The 12,910-nt window shown below is 36.0% G+C and carries 11 protein-coding genes; 2 read left to right on the top strand and 9 right to left on the bottom strand.

The window, feature by feature from the left end:
• Positions 1–25 precede the first annotated feature (25 nt).
• Together SJY37_RS09120 and SJY37_RS09115 are read right to left on the bottom strand one after the other, a co-directional pair.
• The gene (locus SJY37_RS09120) at positions 26–973 is read right to left on the bottom strand and encodes a phosphoribosylaminoimidazolesuccinocarboxamide synthase (protein ID WP_298326247.1); all 948 of its coding nucleotides are present in this window, start codon (positions 971–973) and stop codon (positions 26–28) included.
• 105 nt (positions 974–1,078) lie between these two features.
• Positions 1,079–2,035, bottom strand: coding sequence for a PhoH family protein (locus SJY37_RS09115; RefSeq protein ID WP_108878186.1), 957 nt, complete (start codon positions 2,033–2,035; stop codon positions 1,079–1,081).
• A 184-nt stretch (positions 2,036–2,219) separates the two neighbouring features.
• Here SJY37_RS09115 and SJY37_RS09110 point away from each other — a divergent pair, with 184 nt between their 5' ends.
• Both SJY37_RS09110 and SJY37_RS09105 read left to right on the top strand, forming a co-directional pair.
• Positions 2,220–3,056, top strand: a complete 837-nt coding sequence (locus tag SJY37_RS09110; RefSeq protein ID WP_298326252.1) for an S-adenosyl-l-methionine hydroxide adenosyltransferase family protein — start codon at positions 2,220–2,222, stop codon at positions 3,054–3,056.
• Positions 3,053–3,349: a putative quinol monooxygenase gene (locus SJY37_RS09105; protein WP_298326256.1), complete on the top strand. Its 297-nt coding sequence runs from the start codon at positions 3,053–3,055 to the stop codon at positions 3,347–3,349. Before SJY37_RS09110 ends, SJY37_RS09105 begins: the two co-directional genes overlap by 4 nt.
• Here the strand turns inward: SJY37_RS09105 and SJY37_RS09100 are convergent.
• The 7 genes from SJY37_RS09100 to SJY37_RS09070 form a co-directional block, all read right to left on the bottom strand.
• Complete coding sequence (locus SJY37_RS09100) at positions 3,346–4,362, bottom strand: AraC family transcriptional regulator (protein ID WP_298326259.1); 1,017 nt, start codon at positions 4,360–4,362, stop codon at positions 3,346–3,348. The two genes, SJY37_RS09105 and SJY37_RS09100, sit on opposite strands and share 4 nt — an antisense overlap.
• 104 nt (positions 4,363–4,466) lie before the next feature.
• Positions 4,467–5,042 carry a biliverdin-producing heme oxygenase gene (locus SJY37_RS09095; protein WP_298326262.1) on the bottom strand — a complete coding sequence of 192 codons (576 nt, stop codon included), beginning with the start codon at positions 5,040–5,042 and terminating at the stop codon, positions 4,467–4,469.
• A gap of 108 nt (positions 5,043–5,150) precedes the next feature.
• Complete coding sequence (locus SJY37_RS09090) at positions 5,151–5,471, bottom strand: DUF3467 domain-containing protein (RefSeq protein ID WP_298326265.1); 321 nt, start codon at positions 5,469–5,471, stop codon at positions 5,151–5,153.
• Between the two features lie 352 nt (positions 5,472–5,823).
• A complete protein-coding gene (locus SJY37_RS09085; RefSeq protein ID WP_298326269.1) occupies positions 5,824–6,369 on the bottom strand; it encodes a response regulator in 546 nt (181 codons plus the stop codon).
• 2 nt (positions 6,370–6,371) lie between these two features.
• Positions 6,372–6,779 carry a response regulator gene (locus tag SJY37_RS09080; protein ID WP_298326274.1) on the bottom strand — a complete coding sequence of 136 codons (408 nt, stop codon included), beginning with the start codon at positions 6,777–6,779 and terminating at the stop codon, positions 6,372–6,374.
• The gene (locus tag SJY37_RS09075; protein ID WP_298326277.1) at positions 6,779–8,986 is read right to left on the bottom strand and encodes an ATP-binding protein; all 2,208 of its coding nucleotides are present in this window, start codon (positions 8,984–8,986) and stop codon (positions 6,779–6,781) included. The genes SJY37_RS09080 and SJY37_RS09075 overlap by 1 nt, the downstream gene beginning before the upstream one ends.
• A gap of 7 nt (positions 8,987–8,993) precedes the next feature.
• On the bottom strand, positions 8,994–12,596 hold the full coding sequence (locus SJY37_RS09070) for a CheR family methyltransferase (protein WP_298326280.1): 3,603 nt from the start codon (positions 12,594–12,596) through the stop codon (positions 8,994–8,996).
• Positions 12,597–12,910: the final 314 nt, after the last annotated feature.

Raw genomic sequence — 12,910 nt, 5'->3', positions numbered from 1 at the left:
TTTTAGTTTTTAGAATGCTATGCTGTTATTTTGCAAGGTATGCGAGCACGTTCTTCTCGATACGCTCTTGAATATTTGAAGTATCCGCTTTCGCGAAAGCGTCACCTGTAATATTCTCATATAATTCGATATATCTTTCTGATACGGTCTCTATGTACTCATCTGTCATCTCTGGAACCGTCTGACCTTCTAAACCTTGAAAGTTATTTGAGATAAGCCACTGTCTTACAAATTCTTTTGAAAGTTGTTTCTGTGCCTCTCCATTGGCCTGGCGATCTTCATAACCTTCTGCATAGAAGTAACGAGAAGAGTCTGGTGTATGTATCTCATCTATGAGTACAATCTCACCATCTGCTGTTTTTCCAAATTCATACTTGGTATCTACCAATATGAGTCCTCTAGATGCTGCTATCTCACTTCCTCTTTGAAAAAGCTTGCGTGTGTAATCTTCTAGCACTAAGTAATCCTCTTCTGAAACGATGTTCTTTTTTATGATATCCTCTCTTGAGATATCCTCATCGTGGTCACCCATCTCTGCCTTAGTCGCTGGTGTAATAATAGGCGCTGGAAATGCATCATTTTCTTTCATCCCTTCTGGCATTGCAACACCACAAAGAACTCTGCGTCCGGCCTTATACTCACGTGCAGCATGACCAGACATGTATCCACGTATCACCATCTCCACCTTAAAAGGCTCACATCGCTTTCCTACCGCAACATTAGGATCTGGAGTAGCCACAAGCCAGTTAGGTACAATATCCTCTGTATCGCGCATCATTTTTGTCGCAATCTGATTTAAGATTTGTCCCTTAAAAGGAATTCCTTTAGGCATTACCACATCAAAGGCACTAAGCCTATCTGTAGCCACCATTAATAATAAATCATTTTCTAAAGTATAGACCTCGCGGACCTTCCCTTTGTAAATAGATTGCTGTCCTGGAAAATTGAAATTTGTATCTGTAATGGTATTCACTTCAAGTTGTCTTTACGTCTGCTATCTCTAGATAAACATTAACGTGGTTAGTAGTGTCAAAAGTAAAATTCTAAATGCTTAATCAAGCACTCTGCTTAATAAAAATTAATCATTTCTATTTTCTATCTCTCTATATGCTGCAATCATTTTCTTTACGAGAGGATGGCGTACAACATCTTTATCATCTAGGTAAACCATACCAACTCCTTCAACGGTTTTGAGTATAAGCAGCGCTTCTTTAAGACCACTAGTAACTCTCCTAGGTAAATCTATCTGTCCTGGATCTCCGGTAATCATAAACTTTGCATTACGCCCCATACGGGTAAGGAACATTTTCATTTGAGCATGGGTCGTGTTTTGTGCTTCGTCAAGTATTACAAAGGCATTATCTAAAGTACGACCGCGCATAAATGCCATAGGAGCAATCTGTATGACTCCTTTCTCTATAAATGTTTCTAGTTTCTCATGAGGAATCATATCACGTAGCGCATCATATAGCGGCTGCATGTATGGATCTAGCTTTTCCTTAAGATCACCTGGCAAAAAACCTAGGTTTTCACCCGCTTCAACCGCTGGACGTGTGAGAATAATTTTTTTCACTCTCTTTTCTTTGAGAGCTTGTACGGCAAGAGCAACTCCTATGTATGTTTTTCCAGTACCCGCTGGGCCTATGGCAAATGTTAAGTCATTCTTCTTTGCGAGCTCTACTAGTTTACGCTGGTTTGCAGTTTGCGGCTTTATAAGTTTACCACTTACACCATGTACTAGTGTGTCACCACTTTCTACTGGGGTTTCATAATCTGCTTTACTTACACTAGTGAGTACACGCTCTATGGAATTCTCGTCGAGCTTATTGTATTTTCCAAAATGCTCCATAAGCATCGTCATACGCCTATCAAACTCTTCGAGGAGATCCTCATCACCATAAGCTTTGATTTTGTTACCTCTGGCAACAATTTTAAGCTTTGGATAATACTGTTTTAAAAGTTCGATATTTGAGTTACGCTGACCGAAAAATTCGCGCGGGTTGATTTCTGAGAGTTCTAAGATTAATTCGTTCAAAAGGCAGAGAGATTATGTGAGATACGTCCGTAAAATATTTTAGCTTTGTTTACTACTAAAATACGTCTTTTTTGACCATCATTTGCAAGGCACACGCTTTTCTAGGTTAAGAAATAATGAACATTTTTAGTTTATAACTATATTAGATTTATATACTTTCTAGTAAGCACACACTCATAACTCGATGAAAATAATCACTCTTACTACAGATTTTGGAGAGAAAGATCCTTTTGCAGGCGCTGTAAAGGGTGCTATTTATTCAGAGTTAGAAGAAGTGCGCATTGTAGATATCTCACATAATGTATCTCCCTTTCATCTTATGGAGGCAGCATACATTATTCAGAATGCTTATCAAAATTTCCCTAAAGGAACTATACATGTTATAGGAGTAGATAGTGAGCTCACTCCAGAGACAAATCATATCGCTGTAAAGCTAGACGGACATTATTTTATATGTGCAAATAATGGTATTATTTCTCTTCTCACTAAGGATATTGTACCTGAGGAAAAAGTAGAAATAAACATTCACGACCGCACACAAACTAACTTTACTGTTCTTGACGTCTTTGTAAAAACCGCTTGTCATATTGCACGTGGTGGAACCTTAGGAGTTATCGGTAAAAACATAGAGACCATAAGACAACTTACGGGAATCTCACCAGTAATAAACACCTCACGAAATCAAATTTCTGGAAATGTCATTTACATAGACAACTATGGAAATGTGATAAGCAATATCACAAAAAAGCTATTTGATGAGGTAGGGAAAGGTAGAGATTACAGACTTCAAGCAAGAGGAGCCGACATTTCAAAAATACACAATCAGTACAGTGATGCCATTAACTTTACTATTGATAAATCTAAACGTGAGGAAGAAGGTAAAAAGCTAGCTGTCTTTAACTCTGGTGGATATGTGGAACTTGCCATTTACAAAAGTAATCCAAGTACGGTAGGAAGTGCTGCTAGTCTATTTGGCCTCAACTATAGAGATACTGTGATGATTAATTTTATAGACAAATGATTGTAAGACTTGTAAAATTACGCTTTCGCGAAAGCGAGATTCCAGCTTTTCTAGCTAATTTTGAGAAGGTAAAAGAAAAAATTAGAGCGTCTAATGGGTGTTTATATCTAGAGCTACTACGTGGGGAAGATGATCCCTGTATTTTCTTTACTCACAGCCATTGGGTCTCTGATGAAGCACTGCAGAATTATCGTAACTCAGAACTTTTTAAAGGTATCTGGGCAGAGACGAAAACTAAGTTTAGTGCAAAGCCTGAAGCTTGGACAACTTCATCACTAGAAAAACTACTTTAGATTTCTGGATTTCTACGCAGAGAAGAAGGGCTAATGCCATATTTCTCTTTGAATATTTTTGAAAAGTAACTTCTACTGGATAAGCCAAGTGCGTACACTACTTCAGATACATTTTTATCTTCTGAGGTAAGCATAGTCAAAGCTCTCTTAAGCCTAAACTCCTTGATATAATCATTTACGGTCATACCATAATTGCGCTTAAATCCATCTTGCAATCTGTAGGTCTCGATGCCAACCACTTCAGCGATTTCTGGAATGGTTACAAGCTCAGATATATGATTTTCTATGTATTGAACAGCAGCTGCAATATTGTCTAGATCTGCCAATCTGAGTGTAGGATGCCTCTTGCCTTCAAGGGAATCTTCTTTAAATAACTTGAGCATTAATGAGGTACACTCTAATGCCTTTGCGCCAAGATAATTTGTTCTTACCAGGCCTTGATCATCGTTAGTCAAGATATCATCTATGATATCTGAAATTTGCAAACTGTAATATCCTTTGTAGCACACTTGGGTGAGCGCATTAACATCTGCAAATAATGGATAATACACTTCATCCACCTTTGATAAGTCGTAAGAAAGCTGCTCTTGAAATTTCGCCTTGTTGATTTCCAAATAGCAAACAATTGCCGGCTTTTCTTTTTTTATAATATAGACTTGATCTTCATTATATCTAGGCGCTGCAATAAGATGCTCTGCTCTTCTAATGGCCATTTCTTCAGAATCTCTAGAAAATTTATGACCTACCTCCCCTTTCATGCAATAAATGAAACGCAGGGAATTCATCCCATTATTCTCAAAATAAAATTCGGTATCGTCTATCATATCACCATTAATGATGTGAAGACCGATACCGTTAGGAAAATTAATACCCTTTATAAAACCTTTACCTAAATGAGTAGGAATTTGCATCGCAAACTCCCCAAAGTTGTTTGTGTAATTGACCCCAAAAGCATCTGCAATTTCTGGTACAAAGTCGTCTACTTGCTCTATTTTAAGTTTATATGATTTCATATTTCTGTTTGTGAATCATGAAGGTCTGAAATATATTCCTATAAAAAATAAAGCATACTGCATTTAACCCAGCTTTAACCAGAAAGCATAATTATATGTGAATGCTAGATAAGCTCTTTCTTGTAGGCTTTCTTAAACAGTTTAAAAGTAGCTTTTGCACTTTTTACAGCAGTTTTAATTTCTTCATAGCTGAAGTCTAAAGAATCTACAGCCTCTTTAAATTCATTCCACCTCAATAAGCCTTCGTTTACGTCTCCATTAAAGAAATGATGACTCTCTATGTGAGAGAGATTACTGCAAGATTGAAGCTTCTTACTCATCATTATTCCTCCTATCATAGATCCTTCAATAACGTAAAGCTTACCCACTAAGGTTGCTTGATCTCTAGCTCCCGATATGCTCATAGGCTCAGGCAGCGGCATACTTGAAAAAGCCGTAATATCTTTAGCTAACGCATTTGTCTTTTCATAACCTGCAAATGACTTTAATCCTAGTGGCAACATTTCGTAGCGACCATTTATAAAATCTTCGACGGCTTTATATACTTTAAAATTATGACGTAATAATGTTTCATATTGATCTTGATCAATTGAACCATCCATGATAAAATTAGTTAAGTTATTCCTTTCTATTTCGTCATGAATTGATGTTGTTCCATTCTTAAGTGCTTCTAAAATCATAGGGATGTTTTTATAAGTAAACTATTCATATGTTAAATTTAACCACGCTTATAACCTAGTTAATAGAGAATTAACTAGTTCATCATAAACCATACCAATTAAATAAAATTAAGCCTGACCTGTAGGTCCAAAATTTAATGGAACAGGTTGTCTCTCATAATCCTTTATAACACCATGGGCATTTTCAAAACGTTTTACATTTTCTGCAAGTGCCTTAGCAAGCCTTTTAGCATGTTGTGGAGTTAATATGATGCGGCTCTTCACCTTACTCTTAGGCGTGCCAGGCATAATATTTACGAAGTCTACTACAAATTCTGAAACAGAATGATTTATTATTGCCAGATTTGAGTACGTGCCTTGAGCGACAGCCTCATCTAGTTCTATATTTATTTGTTTTTGGTTGTTTTGAGTCTTTTTATCTTCAGCCATGTGGGCGTGTATTATAATGAGAGTAATACTCTCTAATTGATTGATTTAATCTTAATTCTACCTTTATAAGGCAGTCTGGAAAGATAAGAATTGCCTTGCTTTCGCAAAAGCGGAAATCCGCATCACAGTGTTAGATATTCGTTAATTAAAACTTAATATTTCTACAAAAAATTGACTTTCAAGTATTGAAAAACCCATTCAGCTTATCTGAATGGGTTTTAGAACTTTTTTTTAGAAATTTGTTTCTTATCGAATAAACGAAGTTGATATACTAGTTTTAATTTACGTTTTTGTTTTTATTCATCATACTCACGAGAACCCCTTTGCTTCTTAGGAGGATATTCCCGTAATATTATAATGAGTTTTTTATTTTTTCTAGATGCTCTCTTATTTTAGCTATTCGATCTTGATGAGAGATATTTTCTCTATTAATATCTTCCATATACTCCTTTATATCATTTACAAGATCTGTGCTCTGCTTAATACGATTTCTAGTGTTTTGCACAATAACAGGTCTGTTTTTGATTTTATCTATATGTAGAGCCAGCTTAGAAGCAAGTACACCCATGTGTCTTTTTAAAATAAAGCCATCTGCACCATTTAAAATAGTCTCTGCTGCTAGTTCTTCATCTTGAAGAGTGCCCGTAACAAACAAGAAGGTGGCAGTAGGAGATTTACTTCTAGCAACTTCTAGCACTTCCATCCCAGAACACGTAGGCAAATTATAATCTGAAATTATCATTTGCGGATTAAAAGTCTTTATTGCAACCTCTAAATCTGCTAGATTATCAACAACCTGCACTTTATATGCTTTATCTAACTTGTGAATTTGCCTTGTAATAAGGGCAGCATCTGAGTCTGTATCTTCTACAAGTAGTATATGTACTTCTGTTGACATAGTTATTTATTTAATGTTAACCAATATTTGGCGACAATAGGAATTCGCTCCTTTAGCTCGGCATAATTTTTAGGCTTTTCTAGGTAGCTATTCGCTCCATTGAGATAAGCCTTATCCTTATCACTTATTTGATCTGATGAACTCATCATAACGATAGGTGCATATTTAAATAGCTCTATTTTTCTTATTTCCTTTAATAAGTCTAAGCCATTTAATCTAGGCATTTTTATATCTAACAATATAAGATCTGGTATGCGACTCACATCATCATAAGCCTTAAACCATGATAGAGCTTCTAAGGAATCATCTATAAAGCGAACTTCAACAAGGGGCATTTCTTTATCAAAAACACGACTCATTAATGCACTGTCTGTGGCATTATCTTCTACAGATACTATAAGTCCCTTCATTATCTAGTGGGAAGTTGAAAATAAAATGTGGCTCCATCATCAATCTTACCTTCTGCCCAGATTCGACCTTGATGCTTTTCTAATACTCGTTGAGAGATAGCAAGACCTATACCCGAACCTTCAAACTCGTCCTTTACAAGTCTATTAAACACTCCAAAAATTTTTTCGTTATACTTATTGTTGAAACCTATGCCATTATCCTTTACATAGTACACCGAAGGAGACTCACTACTATCAAAACCTACTTCTATAATAGGCTTTTCTACCATTTGAGAATACTTAAGAGCATTGCCTATAAGATTATTAAGCAATTGAAAAATCATACCTCGATCTCCAAAGGCGTCAGGTAATTCTGGGTCAATAACAAATTTTGCGTCTTTGTACTTCATATCTACTTGCAAAAACGCAACTACCTCTTCTACTAGATCTTTCATAGAAAAGACTCCCATAGCTATCTGGTTTTTACCTATTCCAGAAAATGCAAGGATATCATCTATAAGCGTATTCATTTTGCTTGTAGAGTCGATAATTGTTTGAATGGCTTTTTGCCCGTATTCATCCAGCGTTTCAAAGTAATCTTCTTTAATTATTTGTGCAAAACCATCTATACCACGCAAAGGAGATCTCAAATCATGAGAAACACTGTAGCTAAAAGATTCTAACTCTTTATAAGCTTCTTTAAGTTTATCATTAAGAAGTTTTACCTCTTGATACCTACTTATAATAATATTTGAAATACTTGTTTTGAGTGCTTGAGCAGAAGCTATTTCATAATCTTTCCAAGGAAGCGATGTATTTACTTGCTCTTTATTCCATTTTTCAAAAGATTTCCTAGGGCTTAGATTTTGCGCCTTTTCTTCCATCGCTTTTTCTGGATTTCCTCCCCAGGATATAACTTGTTTAAGTTCTGGTTTAAACCAGAGAAGACAATCCTTTTCTCCTTTTGCGATAAAAACACAAAGTAATCCCGAGCCTATATTGGCGAAAGCCGCCCCCTTATCATACTCTTCTGCAATATTTTGAGTGGTATATATATCGCCCATCTGGGTGTTATAAATCCAGTCTATTAAGGCTGTAATTTCTTCATTACTAGGAGTCTCTCCTACAGTGGACACATTATTTTCTAAAAACACTGCTCCACCCGTAGCTTCTGTAATAGTGAGCATTGATGTAGACTTCTGTGTCAAACCATTTGCCACGTCCCATCCATCACTCATTTGCTCTACAAGGCTAGCTCGTATAGCAGAGGTTGCGTTAATACGGCTGAGCACTTCATTTGACGCTCTTAATGTAAGCTGCGTAGAAAATACCTGAGTTAAAAACTTAACCGTTTGTCTTTGATAATAGTTTACAAACTTAGGACTATAATGATGACACGCTATTAAACCCCATAATTCTCCATCACTCACGATTGCTGCCGTGAGTGTTGCTCCTACTTTCATATTCTCCAAATACTCTATATGTATAGGAGACGATGCTCGAGACTCACAAAGACCTAAATCTACTGGCTCATCTTCTGCACTAGGCTTTGCATAAACGGGAACCGTCTGTGATGCAACATCTGCAATGATACGCACGCCTTGTTTTAAAAACAGTTTACGTGCTTGCTGTGGTATATCTGTCGCTGGGTAATGCATGCCTATCCAGCTATCAAGGTGCTCTTCACGAGCCTCAGATATAATCTTACCGTTCCAGTTTTCGTCAAATTTGTATATCATTACACGATCATATGCAGTAAAACCCTTAATGAGTCTTGCTGTTTTATCGCACATTGCAGAGACAGAAACAGCCTCACTTAAATCTGATATAATTTCAGATAACTGGCGTTGCATGTATTGAGCACTTTCTTGCTGTTGTATGGGCTCTAATTCTATATATACTAATTGATTGTTGTGGTGAGTGACTACTACATAACGTTTATCATCAATAGTTACTTCTAGAGAGGTCTTATCTTCACTTTTTATATATGTTTCTATAAGTGTACCATTTTGTCCCAACACATCTTCAAGACGCTTAGAATAAAACTCTTCACGCTTTCGCGAAAGCGTAGAAATCACATTTTCAGATATGTGTGATATCTCAAAAGATGAGCTATCTATCACAAAAAGCATCGCATGAGATTGTATACGACCTATGAGATGTATAGGTTCTTTATCACAATTAGTTAGGTCAATCTTTTTGGGATATAAAGCAGATGGACTCCCCATAATTCACTTATTTTTTAATTTTGAAATAAAATGTACTACCTACATTTAACTGAGAGTCTACCCATATTGAGCCATCGTGAAGTTTTACAATTTTCTCACAGTGTGCAAGACCGACACCAGTACCTTCATATTTATGCTGGGTGGATGCTCGACCAAAAATTTTAAAAACATGGTCAAGATCCTCTTCGGCTATACCTATACCATTGTCGTTTATCACAAAGGTCCAGTACCCTTCATCTTCAAAAGATGAAATACGCACTATAGGACTTATATCTGGCTTTGAATATTTGAGTGAGTTACCTATTAAGTTCTGGAACAATAATCTCAATTCCGTATTATACGCCTGGATAGTAGGCATTTTACTAAGGTGTATTTTACCTCCGCACTCTCTCAGTCTTTTGCCGAGATCATACTTTACAATCTCTAGAAGTTCTTGAACATTTACTTCCGTACGCTCTAGCTCTTGCCCTATGCGGCTATGCTCAAGAAGTCCTTTGATTTGGTTTGCCATTCTACCTGCTGCACCATAGATGTAACCTAAGTATTCGGCAGCCTTAGGGTCCAGATCATCTCCAAATTTCTTTAGAATAACATCACTACTAAAGCGTATCGTACCCAAAGGTTCTTGTAAATCATGTGAACATATAGATACAAACTGTTCTAGGTCTGTATTAATGCGTTGTAACTCTTCATTCTTATCATACATTAACTGCTGTGCACGCTGCAGATCTGATATATTTATTAAGGTAGAACGCGAGTACGAGTTACCTTCTTCTGGAATCACCAGCTCAGAATTAAGAATAATAGGAATCTCGTTACCTTCTGTATCTATAAGGGTCATTTGCTCACCTTCTATCACTCCAGTTTTTTGAATCTCATCCAAGAGACCAAGGCCTTTAGCCTTAGAATCGTCTGTGTAGAAATCAAATATACGCCTGCCTACAACTTCGCTACGAGAATTTAAGCCAAGCGTCTCGATGAAAATTTTATTACATTCTACAATACGCCCTGTAGAAGGATCTACACTAACGTGCATCACAGGATCATTTTCATAAAAATCTTTAAACTTCTGCTGGCTTTCTTTTAATTTCTTTTGTGAATCAACCGTTTTAGTAATGTCTACAAAGGTGATTACAGATCCTTCTATTTTATTAGTCCCTGTATAAAAAGGAGAAATACGTCGTATATAAGAGCGTCCACCTTTTTTATCAATTTGTGTTTCATTTACCTCACCTGTGCTCATCACAGTTTCAATCTTACTTCTAAGTGACGATTTTCTCCCTGTCCCTAACTGGGTTAAGAAGTGATCTATGGGTCTCCCTACATCTTGCTTCATTAACTTGAAATGTTCTTGTATGGAAGGTGTGAATTTTCTAATTGTAAGTTGCCTATCTAGAAAGATCGTGGCTATCTGAGTACTATTAAGAATATTGTCCATATCTGCATTAAGCAATGCGAGATCATCCATTTTTTCAATATGCTCCACATTTACAGTATGCAACTCTTCATTTACACTCTGCAACTCCTCGTTTGTGCTCTGCAATTCTTCATTTGAGGCAAGTAACTCTTCATTGAGCGTTTGTAATTCTTCATTACTAGTCTCTGCATCTTCAAGCGCTTTTTTAAGCTCTCCTCTTGTTTCTTCTATCTCGTCTATAAGGTCTTTAATACGCTCGTCTGGAGCTACTGCAAGATTCATTGTACCACGAGCTACAGCTGCATCTGGATTCAATTCCTTTTCAATAAAGGTGACTACATAGTTACAGTCACTCGTGTTATTTTGAAAAACAGGCTTTACCATTACATTAACAACGGTATCGGCACCTGCTTTTGGGGTAATCACGTCGTTGTAAATAAAATCTTTTTTTGAACGTTTTGCTTTTCTCGCAGCCGAGTTTACTGCCGTTTTCAAATTATCAGGAAGCATCTTTAGTAAGTCTAAAGAAAAACCGCTTTCTGGTAACTGTGCATACTTAGAAAAAGAACCTAAAGCATCTAGTACTTTAAAGTCTGCATCTACATATACACTAGCAGTATCAAATTGAGATAAAAGCACATTGCTTATACTCATTTTAATATCATTGGTAAATGTTTCTTTCTTGTGAATTACCGTTTTTTTCTGCTTTCGCGAAAGCATGAAGTTACTCTTATCTGCATTTGAAGTAAGTAACTCACTATGCAATCTCTCCGAAGGATGTATATTCTTAAAAATTTTAAGCTTCCCGTTGATTGTCTCAAAGGAGTTACGCAATGCCGTTATAGACTCACTTGAACCTAAAAACAAAAATCCATTAAGTTTTAATGCGTAGTGTAATGTATGCAATACCGCTGTTTGCACCTCTGGCTTTAAGTAAATCAAAAGATTACGGCATGAGACCATATCCATATTTTTAAATGGAGGGTCTTTTAAAATATCATGATTAGAGAAAATAATTTTCTTTCTAAGATCTTTAGCAACCTTATATTCTTCTCCATCTTTAATAAAGTACTTCTGTAATTTACTAGGAGAAACGCTTTGAACAATGGTATTACTAAAAACTCCTTGAGATGCAAGTGCTATGTGCTCTTCAGAAATATCTGTAGCAAATATTTTAAGCTTTATATCCTTTTCCTGACGATCTATTTCTTCTTGAAAAAGCATCGCCATTGAATATGCCTCTTCTCCTGTAGAGCAAGCCACATCCCAAATTTTTATAGTGTCTCCATCCCTTTTATTTCTTACAATACCTGGTATGGTCTCCGCTTCTAGTAAATTCCACGCGTTTGTATCTCTAAAAAATTTTGTGACTCCTATTAAAAACTCTTTATATAACACAGAAACCTCTTCTGGATGAATTTTGAGATATGCTATATATTGATCAAAACTACCCATTTTAAGGTTTTGCATACGCCTTTCTGTTCGTCTCAGAATCGTAGGACGCTTATAGTAATTGAAATTTATATTAGTATTAGTATGGAGTATATTTAAAATGGAACGCAAACGTTCATTATCTTCTGTAGAAATATCGTCCTTAAAATTAAACGCATCCTCATTATTAAAATAGCGATGTATTTCATCTATCATTTCTCCTGCTGGCACAATATAGTCTACATCACCACTATTTATAGCGCTTGTAGGCATCCCATCAAAGCTAGCCTCATCTGGTTGTTGTACAAGTACAACTCCTCCATGTTCTTTGATAGATTGCACGCCTTTTGTACCATCACTACCTGTACCACTCAATATAACGCCTACGGCTTCCTTTCCATAAGCTTCTGCAAGGGAACTCATGAATAAATCTATAGGAAGATTGAGCGTTTTGGCTACTGGTTTGTCTAATAATATGAGGTGCCCATTTTCAATAATAAGATTCATTGAAGGAGGTATCACATAGATATGACTCCGCTTTATTTCAGAGTCATTAGTAACCGCAATAATAGGAACATTTGTTTTTTTAGACAGCAATTCTGCCATGAGGCTTTTGTGGTCTGGCGATAAATGTTGTATGATTATATAACTGTAATCGTAATTTTCAACTACATTATTAAAAAAGGCATTAAGAGCCTCTAGGCCACCAGCACTGGCTCCAACAGCAACAATTATATGCTTCTTATTTTGTGTGTCTTCCAAAAAAGTAGGGGTTAAATCTAAAAAAAAGTACTAAAAAAATGATCGAAGATATATTAAATATCTCAAATTAAGTTTTGTTTAAGAAATTTACGATTTAAAATTAACATTTCGTTTATGTCAGAAAAAAAATGAGATGATGATTCTTATTTTCACTTAAAAGTGTTCAACTTTTATTCAATACAGCACGTTCTAGTCCAATTATATAAATGAAAAGGCTAAAAGTCAAACTAACAATGAAAGCACTAGATACGTCTAGTAGCGCCTAGATTAAAAAGTAAATAATTCCTTCATATTGCTCATTACACATTGAAATT

The sequence above is a fragment of the Dokdonia sp. R78006 genome (assembly GCF_042466145.1).
GTDB lineage: Bacteria > Bacteroidota > Bacteroidia > Flavobacteriales > Flavobacteriaceae > Dokdonia.
The sequence above is the reverse complement of the archived record's forward strand: the minus strand, read 5'-3'. Positions and strand labels throughout refer to the sequence as shown.